Origin of the sequence: Shimia sp. (genome assembly GCF_039969785.1) — a bacterium.
GTDB lineage: Bacteria > Pseudomonadota > Alphaproteobacteria > Rhodobacterales > Rhodobacteraceae > Shimia.
Map to the genome: position 1 here is coordinate 21,113 of NZ_JBDVNC010000027.1, position 15,098 is coordinate 36,210.

General features: G+C 52.8%; 16 protein-coding genes. 2 read left to right on the forward strand and 14 right to left on the reverse strand.

All coding sequences use genetic code 11. The features are described 5' to 3' along the window. Positions 1 to 109: 109 nt before the first annotated feature. The 10 genes from phoB to ABJI08_RS13235 form a co-directional block, all read right to left on the reverse strand. Positions 110 to 799, reverse strand: a complete 690-nt coding sequence (phoB, locus tag ABJI08_RS13190) for a phosphate regulon transcriptional regulator PhoB (RefSeq protein ID WP_348402313.1) — start codon at positions 797 to 799, stop codon at positions 110 to 112. Between the two features lie 5 nt (positions 800 to 804). Further along, a complete protein-coding gene (phoU, locus tag ABJI08_RS13195) occupies positions 805 to 1,503 on the reverse strand; it encodes a phosphate signaling complex protein PhoU (RefSeq protein WP_348402314.1) in 699 nt (232 codons plus the stop codon). A 14-nt stretch (positions 1,504 to 1,517) separates the two neighbouring features. Then, positions 1,518 to 2,315: a phosphate ABC transporter ATP-binding protein PstB gene (gene pstB, locus ABJI08_RS13200; RefSeq protein WP_348402315.1), complete on the reverse strand. Its 798-nt coding sequence runs from the start codon at positions 2,313 to 2,315 to the stop codon at positions 1,518 to 1,520. Between the two features lie 16 nt (positions 2,316 to 2,331). Beyond that, positions 2,332 to 3,660 carry a phosphate ABC transporter permease PstA gene (gene pstA / locus ABJI08_RS13205; protein WP_348402376.1) on the reverse strand — a complete coding sequence of 443 codons (1,329 nt, stop codon included), beginning with the start codon at positions 3,658 to 3,660 and terminating at the stop codon, positions 2,332 to 2,334. Between the two features lie 11 nt (positions 3,661 to 3,671). Next, the gene (gene pstC, locus ABJI08_RS13210; RefSeq protein ID WP_348402316.1) at positions 3,672 to 5,144 is read right to left on the reverse strand and encodes a phosphate ABC transporter permease subunit PstC; all 1,473 of its coding nucleotides are present in this window, start codon (positions 5,142 to 5,144) and stop codon (positions 3,672 to 3,674) included. A 66-nt stretch (positions 5,145 to 5,210) separates the two neighbouring features. Then, positions 5,211 to 6,263: a substrate-binding domain-containing protein gene (locus ABJI08_RS13215; RefSeq protein WP_348402317.1), complete on the reverse strand. Its 1,053-nt coding sequence runs from the start codon at positions 6,261 to 6,263 to the stop codon at positions 5,211 to 5,213. Positions 6,264 to 6,392: 129 nt separating this feature from the next. Then, entirely contained in the window at positions 6,393 to 7,433 is a 1,041-nt protein-coding gene (locus tag ABJI08_RS13220) for an ATP-binding protein (RefSeq protein WP_348402318.1), read from the reverse strand. Between the two features lie 11 nt (positions 7,434 to 7,444). After that, positions 7,445 to 7,972, reverse strand: a complete 528-nt coding sequence (locus ABJI08_RS13225; protein WP_348402319.1) for a gamma carbonic anhydrase family protein — start codon at positions 7,970 to 7,972, stop codon at positions 7,445 to 7,447. Next, positions 7,969 to 8,610 carry a guanylate kinase gene (gene gmk, locus ABJI08_RS13230; RefSeq protein ID WP_348402320.1) on the reverse strand — a complete coding sequence of 214 codons (642 nt, stop codon included), beginning with the start codon at positions 8,608 to 8,610 and terminating at the stop codon, positions 7,969 to 7,971. Before gmk ends, ABJI08_RS13225 begins: the two co-directional genes overlap by 4 nt. 3 nt (positions 8,611 to 8,613) lie before the next feature. Further along, complete coding sequence (locus tag ABJI08_RS13235; protein ID WP_348402321.1) at positions 8,614 to 9,552, reverse strand: YicC/YloC family endoribonuclease; 939 nt, start codon at positions 9,550 to 9,552, stop codon at positions 8,614 to 8,616. A gap of 223 nt (positions 9,553 to 9,775) precedes the next feature. Between ABJI08_RS13235 and ABJI08_RS13240 the strand changes: the two genes are divergently transcribed. Then, on the forward strand, positions 9,776 to 10,357 hold the full coding sequence (locus ABJI08_RS13240) for a PAS domain-containing protein (RefSeq protein ID WP_348402322.1): 582 nt from the start codon (positions 9,776 to 9,778) through the stop codon (positions 10,355 to 10,357). A gap of 86 nt (positions 10,358 to 10,443) precedes the next feature. On the opposite strand, the gene ABJI08_RS13245 is transcribed toward ABJI08_RS13240, so the two are convergent. After that, on the reverse strand, positions 10,444 to 11,811 hold the full coding sequence (locus ABJI08_RS13245; protein WP_348402323.1) for a 3-deoxy-7-phosphoheptulonate synthase class II: 1,368 nt from the start codon (positions 11,809 to 11,811) through the stop codon (positions 10,444 to 10,446). 167 nt (positions 11,812 to 11,978) lie between these two features. Between ABJI08_RS13245 and ABJI08_RS13250 the strand changes: the two genes are divergently transcribed. After that, a complete protein-coding gene (locus ABJI08_RS13250) occupies positions 11,979 to 12,980 on the forward strand; it encodes a GlxA family transcriptional regulator (RefSeq protein ID WP_348402324.1) in 1,002 nt (333 codons plus the stop codon). Here ABJI08_RS13250 and ABJI08_RS13255 read toward each other — a convergent pair whose 3' ends face one another. From ABJI08_RS13255 to ABJI08_RS13265, 3 genes are all read right to left on the reverse strand, one after another. Then, on the reverse strand, positions 12,981 to 13,280 hold the full coding sequence (locus tag ABJI08_RS13255) for a hypothetical protein (protein WP_348402325.1): 300 nt from the start codon (positions 13,278 to 13,280) through the stop codon (positions 12,981 to 12,983). A gap of 151 nt (positions 13,281 to 13,431) precedes the next feature. Then, on the reverse strand, positions 13,432 to 13,851 hold the full coding sequence (locus ABJI08_RS13260; protein ID WP_348402326.1) for a hypothetical protein: 420 nt from the start codon (positions 13,849 to 13,851) through the stop codon (positions 13,432 to 13,434). Between the two features lie 42 nt (positions 13,852 to 13,893). Beyond that, the gene (locus ABJI08_RS13265; RefSeq protein ID WP_348402327.1) at positions 13,894 to 14,997 is read right to left on the reverse strand and encodes a PQQ-dependent sugar dehydrogenase; all 1,104 of its coding nucleotides are present in this window, start codon (positions 14,995 to 14,997) and stop codon (positions 13,894 to 13,896) included. Positions 14,998 to 15,098: the final 101 nt, after the last annotated feature.

Consider the following 15,098-nt stretch of genomic DNA (forward strand, 5'->3'; position numbering starts at 1 on the left):
CTTCTTTTTCATTGGCGCTTTTGATGTTGCGACACATACGACTTTAGTCGCGTTGGAAAACATGTGATTGGATTGTGCAATGTCACATTTACCAACATGAAGTGAATTTCTAACCCAACGCATAGCCTGCACCGCGCACCGTTCTGAGCGGGTCATCACCACCATGCGCACACAAGGCTTTGCGAAGGCGACCAATGTGTACGTCAACCGTACGGCTATCTACATAGATATCCCTGCCCCAAACCCGGTCGAGCAATTGTTCGCGGCTCCAGACGCGCCCAGGTTTTTCCATGAATGTTGTTAAGAGGCGAAATTCGGTCGGCCCAAGCTTTAAAGCGTCGGTGCCGCGCGTTACGCGGTGCGTTTCAGAATCCAAATTGATATCCAGATACGTGAGACTTTGCCCGGTTGCGCCCGGACGAACACGTCGCAATTGGTTGCGGACACGGGCCATCAGTTCAATCACGGAATACGGTTTGACAACATAGTCGTCGGCACCTGTTTCCAGTCCGCGCACACGGTCCACGTCTTCACCTCGTGCGGACAGCATGAGTATCGGAATTGACTTCGTTTCGGTTCGCGTTTTCAGGCGCCGGCATATTTCGATGCCTGATGTTCCCGGAAGCATCCAGTCCAGAACTATTAGATCTGGGTGAGTTTCGTCGACCATTAGCAAAGCTTCGTCGCCATCAAAGGCGGTCACAACTTTGAAACCCTCGGCTTCAAGGTTGTATGACAAAACCTCTCGCTGAGCTGGTTCGTCTTCTACAACAAGTACGGTTGGGTGGTCTTGAGCCATTTATCTTACTCGGGTTCGTAGTGCGATACTTTGGGGCGCGGTTCATCGGGCATTTTGCCTGTGGCAACATAAATCACCTGTTCAGCAATGGCTGTCACGTGATCCCCCATTCGTTCGGTGTTTTTTGCAATGAAATGCAGATGCATACAGGGCGAAATGTGACGCGGGTCTTCCATCATGAATGTCAGAAATTCGCGGAAAAGCGCGTTATACATCTGATCAATCTCGTGATCCCGCTCTAACACATCTCTGGCAAGCTCAGCGTCGCGTTGAATATAGGCGTCCAGAACGTCTTTGAGCATTAGCTGGACTTCGCGCGCCATGCGGCGCAACGCGCCTCTTGCCCCTTCAACAGGCGTCATATGCACCAGAACGGACGTGCGTTTGGCCATGTTTTTTGCGTAATCGCCAATCCGTTCCAGATTTCCAGCCATTTTCATGACCGAAAGGACCACACGAAGATCAACGGCCGTTGGCGCGCGCAATGCGATCAGCTGGGCACAATCGGCGTTGATCTGCTCTTCCAGTCCATCGATGGCCTTGTCCGCATTGCGCACTTGTTCTGCAAGTTCTTCGTCAAGGGTCTTGAGCGATTTTGACGCGTCCAAAATCGCAGCTTCAACCAGCCCGCCCATCTTAATGACTTGTGCCTGAATGGTTTCGAGTTCGCGATCAAACGCCGAGACAATATGCTGTTCGTTCATTTTTTCGACTCCTGTTACCCGATGCGGCCCGTGATGTAGCTTTCTGTGCGCTCATCAATTGGGTTGGTAAAAATCTGGGATGTGTCGCCATATTCGACAAGGTTACCCAAGTGGAAAAAGGCAGTTTTCTGACTGACACGCGCTGCCTGTTGCATTGAATGCGTAACGATGATGACCGAGAACCGGGTGCGCAGTTCGTCGATCAACTCTTCGACCTGAGCTGTGGCAATTGGATCAAGCGCCGAGCAAGGCTCGTCCATCAACAAAACTTCGGGTTCCGTTGCCACTGCGCGCGCAATGCACAAGCGTTGTTGCTGTCCACCAGACAGACCTGTTCCCGGTGCATGCAGACGGTCTTTAACTTCATTCCAAAGTGCCCCACGACGCAGGGATTTCTCAACAATTTCATCAAGTTCTGACTTGTTCCTAGCAAGGCCGTGAATTCGCGGACCATAAGCGACATTGTCATAAATCGACTTGGGAAATGGGTTGGGTTTTTGAAAGACCATTCCAACCTTCGCGCGCAGCTGAACAGGATCTACCTTTTTATCATAGATGTCTTCGCCGTCTAAATGTATGTCACCTTGGACATGACAGACATCAATTGTGTCATTCATCCTGTTGATACAGCGAAGAAATGTTGATTTTCCACATCCAGACGGGCCGATGAAAGCGGTGACCGCTTTTGCCTCGATTTCAACGTTAACATTTTTAATTGCGTGAGTATCACCATAATAGACCTGAACATTCCGCGCGGATATTTTTGCGGTGTCCTGGCTCACGTGGCTGTTTAGGTTTGGTGCATCAAACATCTTATTGTTCCTTGACTTACCAGCGGCGTTCAAACCGGCGGCGCAGGATCACTGCAAGTGTGTTCATAGAGATGAGGAAGATCAAGAGAATGATGATCCCGCCCCATGCGCGTTCGTAAAAGGCGGGATCGGCCCGCTTGGCCCATTCATAAATCTGAGCGGGCATCGCGGAGTTTGGTGACAACAAACCTTCGGCGACGGTTTCCGGCATGTTCGAGGCGATAAAGCCAATCATACCGATCAACAGCAACGGTGCCGTTTCACCCAGAGCCTGAGCCAGACCAATGATTGTCCCGGTCAGGATGCCGGGCGCGGCCAAGGGCAAAACATGGTGGAACACCGCTTGCATTTTGCTGGCCCCTACCCCCAAGGCTGCATCCCGGATCGAAGGTGGCACGGCCTTGAGTGATGCGCGGGTCGAAATGATAATAGTCGGTAAAGTCATCAGGGTCAGAACCAACCCGCCAACCAGAGGTGCCGATTGCGGCAAATGCATGTAGTTGATGAATACTGCAAGGCCCAGGATACCAAATACAATGGAAGGCACCGCCGCGAGGTTTGATATGTTCACCTCGATAATGTCGGTGATCCAGTTCTTGGGTGCGAACTCTTCCAGGTAGATCGATGCGGCCACGCCAATTGGCAGCGCCAGCCCCAACACAACCAGCATCATGAACAAAGAGCCCATCATTGCCACGCCTATGCCCGCCGCCTCTGGACGTTGGTCCGATGCATCGGCACCGATGATGAAGTCAATGTTGAAGGTCTTTTTCAGGACACCCGCAGCCTTAAGCTGGTCGGAAAAATCGAGCTGTGCAGGTGTCACGTTCTTGTCGTTTGCAATGCTCTGACGATTGACGCGGCCTTTGAGGTAGCCGTCAATTCGGCTGTTGGCGAGAAACCGAAACTCAACGGTTTGACCGATCTTGTCGGGGTTCTTGATCACAAACGCGCGCAATTGAGACGCCGCGGATTTCGACAGCATTTTGGCCATGTCTTTGGGCTTCAAATCGGTTTCGATGCCATTGGCTTGAGCCACATTCTCAAGAGCCGATTTGATCAACGGTGCGTAGCCAAACGTTGTGACTTTCTTGATTTTTTCAAGATCGCGATCGCCAGCCTTGTCCAGTTTACTTTCCAACAACTCGACCTGCATGGTGATGAATGTTTGCTGGAAGGCCCCAGTGCCCTTGGACAGGATTGTGAAAAGCAATGTCACCAGCATTGCTAGCCCAATCGCTATGGCAATGACACCATAGGCCTTGAACCGGCGTTCTGCGGCGTTCCGGCGTTTGGTATGCGCGTCTTGCACATGGATCGACGGATGCATCCGGTCCGTTGGCATTGAAGCATCGCTCATTCGTATTGCTCCCGGTAATTGCGCACGATGTAGAGCGCCAGCACGTTGAGGCCGAGTGTCAGGACAAACAGAGTGAGACCCAGAGCAAAGGCCACGAGGGTTTCAGGGCTTGAGAAATCACCGTCGCCGGTCAGTTGACTGACAATGCGGGTGGTTATGGTCGTCATTGTGTCAAACGGGTTGAGCGAAAACTTTGCTATGGCCCCTGCCCCCATCACAACAATCATGGTTTCCCCGATGGCGCGGGATGCCGCCAGCAAAATTGCGCCGACAATGCCCGGCAGCGCAGCTGGCACAACGACCTGACGGATGGTCTCAGATGGGGTTGCACCCAGACCGAGAGACCCATCCCGCAAAGATTGAGGGACGGCATTGATGATGTCGTCGGATAATGAACTGACGAACGGGATCAACATGATGCCCATCACAGCACCTGCCGTAAGAACCGAGGTTGCGCCCGACATCCAACTCAAGCCAAGCGCGCCAGATTGACCAAACAATTTCACCAGTCCGGGACCAACCGTCAAAAGCGCAAAGAGACCATAAACAATGGTCGGAATGCCGGCGAGAATTTCCAACATGGGCTTGGCGATAGCACGGGTCTTGGGGCCTGCGTATTCGGATAGGTAGATTGCAGCAAACAATCCGACGGGAACCGCCACAAGAAGCGCAATGAACGAAATGTAAAGCGTACCCCAAAGGAGCGGCAAAATGGAAAGCTCTGACTCTCCCCGGAAGTTTGGCGCCCATGTTTGACCGAAAAAGAAATCCTTAGCGGCGTGCAAGCGGAAGAAATTGATCGATTCAAACAACATCGACAGCACGATCCCAACCGTGGTCAGGATCGCCAGCGATGCAGCCACCATCAGGATCATCAGAACGGCGCGTTCTACAAAATTGCGAGCGCGAAACTGTGCGTGGCTGCGCCGCAATGACCAACCAAAGCCTATGGCTGCGAACGTCAGAACAAGGATGGACATGGCCAGAATTCCGGTGCTTGCCAAGGACCGGTATTTTTGAGCTGCCTCTAACACTTCAGGGCGCACATCCTGACCCAATGCAATGCCGACGTCACGCAATCGGGCGCGAATGTCATCGCTTTGGGCGCTCAATGCCTTGGCCTGCGTTTCGCTGAGAACATTCTGGTCAACGGCCAGTGTGATCCCGATTGCGACCCTGCGCATGTCGGCCATGACCAGGCTAAGACTGGAGCCTTGCGGGATCGTCTCGGGCGGGATCAGATCGGATACGGCACGCTCAATTATGGATGGCTGGGTCAGGAGCCAGACAACCAATAGGGCAAATGCCGGGACAAGCGTGCTGATCGCGACGTTGATGCCATAATAGACTGGAAGCGAATGCAGGTTTCGAGTGTCACCACCCGCATTGCGTATCGCGCGTGACCGGCCAACAAAATAGCCTGCCGCAGCAAGTGCGAGAACACAAAGAACTAACCAGAAAACAGGCATATTGGGATGCGCCTAGCAAGGTGAATAATTGGGCGGCACCGAGGAGATGCCGCCCGGATTATGCGGTTACATATTTGAGCCGAGGATGGTTCCGTCAGAAACAGAGTTCTGCGTTTCGGTCAGGTCAGGGTCAGATACCAGACCATATTCCGCCAACGGACCGTCTGGTCCGGCAATCTCGTCAGCCGTAAAGAATTCGGTGTATTCTTTGAGGCCCGGGATCACGCCTATATGGGCTTTTTTTACGTAGAAGAACAAAGGGCGCGATACAGGATATTCCCCGTCTGCGATCGAATCGGTGGAGGGAACAACACCGGACATCGTGGCAACCTGAAGCTTGTCTGTGTTGTTCTCGTAAAACGCCAACCCAAAGACGCCGATGCCATCTTTGTTGCTTTCGATGCGGGCCAGTGTTTCGGTGTAATCTCCGTCGATATCGACTGACACGCCGTCCGTGCGCAAAGCAATACATGCTTTTTCAGCGGCTTTTTTCTTTGCTTTATCGCTGTCGCCTTCGACACCGCTCAAAATGTGTTCAAATGCGCCGGTGGATTCGCACCCGGCCAGAATTACCTTGTCTTCAAACACTTCGCGGGTGCCGTGCTTTGTACCCGGGACAAAAGCTTGCAAGGGTTGGGCCGGAAAACCGGGGTTCACATCAGCCCAGGTTTTGTTTGGGTTGTCGACCAGTTGACCGTTCATCATGATCTGATCGGATAGTGCGAGAAACCAGTCGGATGGGGTGAATTCGAAACCGTTGCCTTGGATGTCAGACGCGAACACGATGCCATCATAACCAATACGGACCTCAATCACTTCGCTTACCCCGTTTTCGGAACAGGTTTTGAGTTCGTTATCCTTTATTCTGCGCGACGCGTTGGCGATGTCGATTGTGTTTTCACCAACACCTTCACAAAAGCGTTTCAGACCCGCAGAAGACCCACCTGATTCCACAACCGGCGTGGGAAAATCGAAGTTTTCGCCAAAAGCTTCGGCAACAATCGAGGCATAAGGAAGAACGGTCGAGGACCCGGCAATCTGAACCTGATCGCGCGCAGCGGCAGAAGTGGCAGCGACGGCAGCAATGGCCAGGGCTGAAACAGACAGTTTGACAGACATATGTGTAACTCCATTTGATCATGACTGTCGAAAGACAGCCCTTAGGCGTGATCTAGGACGCTCTGACAAAGCTTTTGTGACATGTATGTAACGGTTTCATGACAAGTAGGTCGTCAGGTCAAAAAATAGTCAGCTTTTCGGCAAAACGACGCGAAATTCGCTGCCTTTTCCTAACTCGCTTGAGATAGAAAACCTGCCGCGATGTCGATTGATGATGTGTTTCACGATGGCTAGTCCTAGCCCCGTGCCGCCCATTTCACGCGAACGATGCGAATCAATTCGATAAAACCGCTCTGTAAGGCGTGGAATGTGGATTTGGTCAATGCCGGGGCCATTGTCCGCGACGTTCAGTACTACGGCGGGGCCGCGCACCCCACGATCCCGGTCGGTTTCGGTCAGGGAAATCTGAATTTCGGTGTTGGCGCCGCCGTATTTTATCGCGTTTTCCAGCAAGTTTGTGACCACTTGCATCAGTTGATCGGCATCGCCGGGAATTTCAATGCCCGCCGTTGGAGCCTCATAGCTCAGGGTGCTGCTGGCATCCTCTGCAAGGGGTGTAAGATTGCGCAGAGCGGTGCGGATTATCCCGTCGATATCAACCATGCTGGTTGGTCGCATCCGTGAAACTTCCACAACCTTGCTCAGAGACAAAAGATCGCCAACCAGGCGGTTCATTCTGCTCGCCTCGGCAGACATTATGTTGAGAAATCTCGCTTGAGCGGCGGGATCGTCGCGGGCCGGTCCCTGCAGCGTTTCGATAAATCCCAGTATAGCGGTCAGCGGGGTCCGCAGTTCGTGGCTGACATTGGCGATAAAGTCGCGCCGCATCTGATCAAGCTGTTGAACTTCTGATACGTCACGAAAACAAACCAACGCGCCATAACCGTCACCGTCTTTTACCGAGGCACAAGAGACATCGAAGCGATATTCTTGTGGGCCTTCACTGTGGTGGTAGACGGTTTGTTGTGACGTCTTGCTTTGCAGACAATTTTCCACGGCGGTTCGAAGGCCAGGATGGCGAAAGACCAGCACCAAAGGCAAATCCTGACGCGCGCGCGGTTGAATCGCAATTGCCCGTTCGTTCGCCCCGGCAACACGCGCATCCGCATCGACAAACAACGCCGGCAGAGGAATGGCCTCCAGAGTAGAAATGTCGAAACGTGCGTTCATGTTGTGCAAGTTCAGCTGGTCACTGCCTGCAACCCGTTTTTGAACCGGCGCGCGTTTGCCTGATAATGGCTGGCGCTTAGGCGCAACCCGTTGATTGCATTTTCGTCAAGTTGGCGTACCACTTTGCCCGGTGCGCCCATCACCAGACTGCCATCTGGAATCTCTTTGTTTTCAGTGATCAGAGCGCCTGCGCCGATCAGGCAGTTTTTCCCAATCTTCGCGCCGTTTAGGACAATAGCACCAATTCCAATCAGGCTGTTTTCACCAATAGTACAGCCGTGCAGCATGACCTTGTGTCCAATTGTACATCCTGCACCCACCGTCAACGGATAACCCATATCTGTGTGCATCACGGTGTTTTCCTGAACATTCGATCCCGCGCCAATGAATATTTGTTCATTGTCTCCGCGCAATGTGGCACCGAACCAGACAGAAACCCCCTCCTCCAACACGACATCGCCAATAATGTTTGCATCGTGGGCCACAAATGTGTCATCTGCGATCTGCGGCGCGGCACCGTCGAGCTGAAAAAGGGTCATTGCATTTCCTCGAACTCTGTTTGCAGTTTGCGCACATGATCCATCAATGCGGGTTGCTGAATGCGGCGCAGGCGCGTGGCAGTAACGATAGAAATCAGGTCCTGCTCTGTGGCGTCCAGATCGTCATTGATTAACACGTGGTCGTAGCTGCCCCAGTGGCTGATTTCGTCCCAGCTTTTCTGCATGCGCTTCATGATCACATCATCGCTGTCCTGGCCCCGATTGACCAGGCGACGGTGCAATTCGGTGATGGATGGTGGCAGCAAAAAAATCGACAGCGTGTGCTGACCAAGATCCGAGTTGCGAATTTGCTGGGCACCTTGCCAGTCGATGTCAAAAAGCAGATCCTGACCGGCCTCGATCGCATGTTTGACCGGTCCTTTAGGAGAGCCGTAGAAATTGCCGAAAACATGGGCGTGTTCCAGCATATCATTGGCTGCCACATCCCGTCTGAACGTGTTTTCGCTCATGAAATGGTAGTCCTGCCCGTCCACCTCACCCAATCGCGGCTCGCGCGTCGTAGCAGACACAGAAAACCGAATTGTAGGGTCCCATATGCGCAGCCTTTTGGACAAGGTAGATTTGCCCGCACCTGACGGCGAAGAAAGGATGATCAAAAGGCCACGTCTTGAAGTCATGTTTTATTCCACGTTTTGAACCTGTTCGCGCATCTGATCGATCACCGTCTTAAGGTCCAGCCCAATTCGGGTGAGTGCGACGGATTGCGATTTCGAACAGAGTGTATTGGCTTCGCGGTTGAACTCCTGCATCAGAAAATCGAGCTTGCGCCCAACCGGACTGCCCTTGGCCAGCAAGTCGCGCGCAGCCTCAACATGCGCGGCGAGCCGATCCAGCTCTTCAGTGATGTCAGCTTTGACCGCTATCACCGCCAGTTCCTGAGCAACGCGTGCCTCGTCAGTAAAGTCGCTATTGTCTAAAACCTTGGCCAGATTGTTGCGCAGATTAGTCGCGGTTTCTGCCCGGCGTGCCTTGGCCGCAGTAGCTGCAACATTGGTCATCTGTGCAATTTGATTGAGTTGTTCCTGCAAAACGTTGTCCAGTGCGTTGCCTTCATTCCGGCGCATGTCCAGGAACGATTCAAGCAAGACAGGCAGCTGTTTCAATAGTGCGTCGCGCAACGCAGTGCCGTCACCATTGTTTACAGTGGTTTCCAGAACCCCGCGTATGTTCAGAATATCCGCGCTGCGGGATGCCGCAAGGGCGATACCTTGCTCTGCGGCCAGTGTTTCGGCGTCGTGCAATGCGTTCAAAACGTGAATAAGCTGGGTTTTATTCAGCGACAGCGTACCCTGCTCATCTTCTTTGTGAACCCGCAAACCAAGGCTGACCGATCCACGCGCCATCGCTTTGGACAGCACCGCGCGAATTCCCGGCTCCAGCCCTTCGATCCAGTCCGGCACCCGCAAACGAATGTCGAGCCCCTTGGCATTCACGCTCCGCATATCCCAGGTCCAGCTATAGGTTTCGTGCTCTCCTTTGAGAGACGCAAATCCGGTCATCGAGTGCAGCACGGGCACCTCCTGAAGTTCGTGGTTCAAATACCTAAGAGTATTCATCATGTCAGAGCAAGGCGTTGATCCGAGAGTTAACCATTCGTTCCGGTTTTTATCCCATTTTTGCGAAAATTGGCCATATTAACGAAGTGATAACAAAGATGGTCCAAAGGTTAAGAGCCATTCGCCGGACTATTCTTAGGGTGTGTTGAGGATGGCAGAGGGTGACGACGTGGCTTTTTTACGTGGAAACAATACGACTTCGGCGGATTTACAAAATCATCCGGTCTTGAACGAAGTCACCGCCTATTGGGAGGCATTGCGCAGCGGAGCGACAATTCCTTATCGGTCTGACGTCGATCCGCGCGGCATTCAGCGTGCGTTAAAAAATGCCTTTATTCTGGAACGTATGGCTCCGGGCATGGCACGCCTGCGGGTGGCAGGGCAAACTTTGTCGGAACTCATGGGAATGGAAATGCGCGGTATGCCGGTTTCAGCGCTCATCGATCCCGATACTCGTGAACCTTTTCGCCGTGCTCTTGAAGAAGTGTTTTTAGGTCCAACCACAGCCACCCTTAGGCTCCGTTCGGACGGCGGGTACGGAAAACCGGCGCTCGAGGCGCAGATGATATTGCTACCGTTGCGTGGCGACGCAGGAAAAGTGACCCGTATTCTGGGTGCTCTGGTACATCAAGGTCGCGTTGGCAGAGCGCCGCGCCGCTTTCATCTGGAAGGCAGTTTTCTCAGAAAGCTGGACAGACAAGACGAACATAAACGTCTGACGCACGAAGCGCCTGAGCTCGACTATCTGGATATTAAAACAATACCAACACGCCACGCTCATTTGCGATTGGTGGTGACTGACGATTAGGAGAATCCATTCGTCAAAATAGAAAGGCGGGGCCCACTGGACATGGCACCCCGCCTTTTTAGTTCTTTTAGCCTGAAAGCCTGGTTTCAGACAGCTGCGGCTTGGCGAGTTTCGCGTAAATTGGACAGTTCCTCGGCAACAAGGAAAGCTAGTTCCAGCGACTGAGACGCGTTCAAACGCGGATCACACGCCGTGTGATAGCGATCCGACAGATCTTCTTCGGTCACGGCACGCACACCACCTGTACATTCTGTGACGTCCTGACCGGTCATCTCGAAATGCACACCACCCGGTACGGTTCCTTCGGCTTTGTGCACCGAGAAGAATTCACGCACTTCGCGCAGTACACTGTCAAAGGGTCGCGTTTTGTACCCGGTTGCCGACTTGATCGTGTTGCCGTGCATCGGATCACAGGTCCAAAGAACATTGGCCCCTTCTTCCTGAACGGTTTTAATCAGTCGCGGAAGATGATCACCAACAGATCCTGCCCCAAACCGGGCGATCAGAGTCAGGCGACCTGCTTCGTTTTCAGGGTTCAGCTTGGCTATCAGTACCTTAAGATCTTCAGCTGTGGTTGTTGGGCCGCATTTCAGACCAATCGGGTTCTGAACGCCGCGCGCGAATTCCACATGAGCCCCGTCCGGCTGACGGGTGCGGTCACCGATCCAGATCATGTGACCAGAGCCAGCCAGCCATTTGCCTGACGTGGAGTCCAGACGCGTCAACGCCTCTTCATACTCCAGCAAAAGCGATTCATGGCTGGTGTAAAACGCAACCGTACGCAAGGCATTGCTTGTGGCACTGTTGACGCCAGCAGCTTCCATGAAGTCCAGCGTGTCGCTGATACGATTGGCCATGTCGCGGTATTTCGCGGCATTTTCACCTTTGGTGAAACCCAATGTCCAGGCGTGTACCTGATGCACGTCGGCATAACCGCCCGTTGAAAATGCGCGCAACAGGTTCAGCGTCGCTGCTGCCTGTGTATAAGCCTGCAACATCTTTCGCGGGTTTGGAATACGTGCGTCCGAGGTAAAGGCCAGCTCGTTGATGATGTCACCACGGTAGCTGGGCAGCTCTACACCATCCACCATTTCGGTGGGTGCCGAACGTGGTTTGGCGAACTGACCGGCCATGCGGCCCACTTTGACCACAGGCACCTTTGCGCCATAGGTCAGAACCATCGCCATCTGCAACATCACTTTGAACGTGTCGCGAATCCCGTCGGCACTGAACTGTTCAAAACTTTCGGCGCAGTCGCCACCTTGCAACAGAAACGCTTCGCCCCGAGAGGCGGCCCCGAGCTTTTGCTTAAGAGAGCGCGCTTCTCCGGCGAAGACCAGTGGCGGATAACTCGCAAGCTGCGCCTCGGTGGCGTTCAATGCCTCAGTATCCAGATAGTCAGGCATCTGCACCCGGGGCTTGTTGCGCCAGTCAGATTTTTGCCATTCTGCCATTGTCTTTTCTCCGGTTAGACAAGTTGAGCGGCCCTTATACAAAAGCTCTTGAGTGAGGGCCATAGTTGAAATATGCGGCCTTGACGCGCCCCTGGAAAATAGCGCTAATTTCATCTCCTGAATATCATCCATCTCCGCCGTCTGCGGAGCTAAAGGAAAAGACAGCCATGTCGCAAAAGGCAACCCAGACTGCGGACGCGTCTGATACCAAATCGCGCCGCTTTGTTTTTGTTCTGCTTGAGAATTTTACCCTCCTGTCTTTTGCATCCGCTCTGGACTGTCTGAGGTTGGCCAATCGGCACATGGGACGCGATTACTATGTCTGGCGCTTGGTTGGGGAAAACGGCGAAACGATCAGTTGTTCCACGATGACGACGTTTAAGCTGGATGGGAATCTTGAGGAGCTGCATCGCGACGACACCGTTATTTTGTGCGGTGGTATCGAGATTCAGAAAGCCACAACAAAGAAACTGCTAAATTGGGTGCGCCGCGAAGCTCGTAAAGGGTTGCGCATTGGTGGGTTGTGCACGGCGGCCTATGTTATGGCCAGAGCCGGGCTGCTGGACGGGAAAAAAGCCACGATCCATTGGGAAAACCAGGACAGTTTTATGGAAGAGTTCGAACAGGTGAACCTGTCCAAATCTGTGTTTTCGATTGATGGGAACCGCATGACCACCGCAGGTGGCACGTCTTCAATCGATTTGTTTTTGCAGCTTATTGCGGATGATCTGGGTGAAGAGGTCGCGAACTGGGTAGCGGATCAACAAATATACAGCTCGATTCGCACTGATCAGGATGCCCAAAGGCTGAGCGTGCCCACCCGAATTGGTGTGCGCCATCCCAAGCTGAGCATGGTCATTCAGATGATGGAAACCAATATTGAAGAGCCAATCAGCCCTTCAATTCTTGCGAAGGAAGTTGGATTGTCGACACGCCAGCTCGAGCGGTTGTTCCGCCGATATCTGAACAGATCACCGAAACGATATTACATGGAACTGCGCCTGCAAAAGGCCCGTAACCTGTTGATGCAAACCGATATGAGCGTGATCAACGTCGCGCTGGCCTGTGGATTTGCATCACCCAGTCATTTCTCCAAATGCTATCGCGCACATTACGAGACCACGCCGTACCGCGAGCGCGGCAGCCACGCGACCCGGCTTTCTATTTGATCAAAAATTCGCAAAAATCGATTTAGAACTGGTGTTGAGGTCAAATCTTAACACGACCAATCGGTCATGGGCATCGTGCAGAAAAGCAAAGAAATAGGTGTAGCCAAGACGATCGTTCCAATAGACGCGGGCTTCCTGCGAAAAACCGCTCCCTAAATCGACACGCTTCAGTACCGCAACATCAGTAAAGTCGCGCGGCATTGCATTCATCAACTGAACGTTTACCGATTTCATCTCAGCCTCGGTATATTTGTTTTTGCCCCCGAGGCGCATCACCAAAGGCAAGAAATCGCGGTTCATAACTCTTTCATCGACGTAGGATTCGTAAGCCGCATAGTCTGAAAACAACGAGTCTTGCGCTGTGGCGGACAGCGGCAACAACAAACACATCAGGAATGTGAGAAATCGAACGAACATCAGGCGCCTCTCAAATATTCGGACTATATCCAATTCAGAACAGTCCCATCAATTTGTGAAAATCCGTGTCATATTGAATGCTCAGAACGTCGCGTTGATTGTCGCGCGAGTGCAGCAACAAGTAGACAAAGAAGTATTCGCCCTTTGCGGTCCAATATGCGAGCAATTCCTGGCGGAATCCGCCTTTTAGAGTTTCCGAGCGGACAGTGTCGCTACCAACGAAATCATCAGAATAAAGCGATCCGAGACGTTCGTTGATTTTTGCAATTTCTTCGTCACCCAATTCCAGTTCCGGTCGCAGAAACGCAACAGCTGCGCCAAGCTCTCCGCTCATGATCATCTCATTGAAACGCGCCAGACCTTCGTTAAATTGGGTACGCTGATTACTCTGTGCCACGACAGAGTGGGATGAAAAGATTGCCAAAATGCAGGCAAGGAAAATTGGGCGAAACATCAGGGCTCCTGAGAATGGGACGTGAACAAGTCTGTTCGAACGTTAACGGCTTGGAGACATTCGGTAAAGCGCGCCGCGATCTTCAGATAGAAACCAAATGCTTCCATCCGATGCCTCGCGGACATCCCGAACACGTTTTGTCCGAGCAGACTTGATTTTTTCGACTTCTCTCAATGATGAGCCGCTTAGCCGGGAGATATAGTCAAACTTCAGGCTACCAACGAAGAAATGCCCTTTCCATGCGGGCCAAAGCTTGCCCGAGTAGATAACCATGCCAGACGGAGCGATGGACGGATCCCAATAATAGGCTGGTTGCTGCATGCCCTGTTTGCGCGCACCTTCACCGATCTTTTGACCGGAATAGTGAAGCCCGTAAGAAATTACAGGCCAGCCAAAATTGGCAGCCTTTCGAATTCGATTGATTTCATCGCCACCTTTGGCGCCGTGTTCCACTGCCCAAAGCCGCCCGTTTGCGTCCAATGCGGCCCCCTGAGGGTTTCGGTGCCCATATGACCAGATTTCAGGCCGCGCACCGGGCTGACCAACAAAGGGGTTATCCGAAGGAACACCGCCGTTTTTTGATATGCGAATGATCGACCCGTTATGTCGATTCAGATCCTGCGCCGACGGCCTGTCTCCACGTTCTCCTATCGTTACGAATAATGTTCCGTCGCGCGCTTCCACCAACCGGCTGCCAAAGTGGCGTCCGCCACTGCTGCCGGGCGACATTTCGAAAATTGTTCTCAGGTCCCGCAACCGGTTTCCATCAGAGGATAGCACGGCGCGCGCAACCGCCGTGCCGGCGCCACCGCGTTGTTTTTTAGAATAAGTCAGGAAAACCTGGCGCGTTTTTCGAAAATCCCGCGGCACCAGGACATCCAGCAACCCGCCCTGCCCTTTGGCCTGAACTTTCGGTGCGCCTGAAACGGAATGCAAAATTCCGTTGGTATCCAACCGCCGTAGTTTGCCACCCCGTTCAGTGATCAGAACGCCACCCGACGGTAGAAAACCAAAACTCCAAGGTGTCTTTAACCCTTCTGCCATAGTTTCCACACGCACCTTGCCAGTGGTCGGCTGGATCGATTGTGCCTGAGCAACCGAATTTAGCGCAAGCAGCAGAATGATCGTTATCCCTCTGAAAACCATGGTGCTCTCCGCTTTGATGTTATCTGGTAAGACTATCACACAAAGCCCCGTCTTCTGCCCGTGCACCTAATCAATTTCCAGTCAGATGGCCCTTTTCTTTT

Bases quoted from the DNA above. Each gene is read 5' to 3' on its own strand.
- ABJI08_RS13265 (WP_348402327.1), bottom strand. From the start codon at position 14,997: ATGGTTTTCAGAGGGATAACGATCATTCTGCTGCTTGCGCTAAATTCG.
- ABJI08_RS13235 (WP_348402321.1), bottom strand. From the start codon at position 9,552: ATGATGAATACTCTTAGGTATTTGAACCACGAACTTCAGGAGGTGCCC.
- gmk (WP_348402320.1), bottom strand. From the start codon at position 8,610: ATGACTTCAAGACGTGGCCTTTTGATCATCCTTTCTTCGCCGTCAGGT.
- ABJI08_RS13260 (WP_348402326.1), bottom strand. From the start codon at position 13,851: ATGTTTCGCCCAATTTTCCTTGCCTGCATTTTGGCAATCTTTTCATCC.
- ABJI08_RS13245 (WP_348402323.1), bottom strand. From the start codon at position 11,811: ATGGCAGAATGGCAAAAATCTGACTGGCGCAACAAGCCCCGGGTGCAG.
- phoB (WP_348402313.1), bottom strand. From the start codon at position 799: ATGGCTCAAGACCACCCAACCGTACTTGTTGTAGAAGACGAACCAGCT.
- phoU (WP_348402314.1), bottom strand. From the start codon at position 1,503: ATGAACGAACAGCATATTGTCTCGGCGTTTGATCGCGAACTCGAAACC.
- pstA (WP_348402376.1), bottom strand. From the start codon at position 3,660: ATGCCAACGGACCGGATGCATCCGTCGATCCATGTGCAAGACGCGCAT.
- ABJI08_RS13225 (WP_348402319.1), bottom strand. From the start codon at position 7,972: ATGACCCTTTTTCAGCTCGACGGTGCCGCGCCGCAGATCGCAGATGAC.
- ABJI08_RS13220 (WP_348402318.1), bottom strand. From the start codon at position 7,433: ATGAACGCACGTTTCGACATTTCTACTCTGGAGGCCATTCCTCTGCCG.
- ABJI08_RS13255 (WP_348402325.1), bottom strand. From the start codon at position 13,280: ATGAACCGCGATTTCTTGCCTTTGGTGATGCGCCTCGGGGGCAAAAAC.
- ABJI08_RS13215 (WP_348402317.1), bottom strand. From the start codon at position 6,263: ATGTCTGTCAAACTGTCTGTTTCAGCCCTGGCCATTGCTGCCGTCGCT.
- ABJI08_RS13250 (WP_348402324.1), top strand. From the start codon at position 11,979: ATGTCGCAAAAGGCAACCCAGACTGCGGACGCGTCTGATACCAAATCG.
- pstC (WP_348402316.1), bottom strand. From the start codon at position 5,144: ATGCCTGTTTTCTGGTTAGTTCTTTGTGTTCTCGCACTTGCTGCGGCA.
- pstB (WP_348402315.1), bottom strand. From the start codon at position 2,315: ATGTTTGATGCACCAAACCTAAACAGCCACGTGAGCCAGGACACCGCA.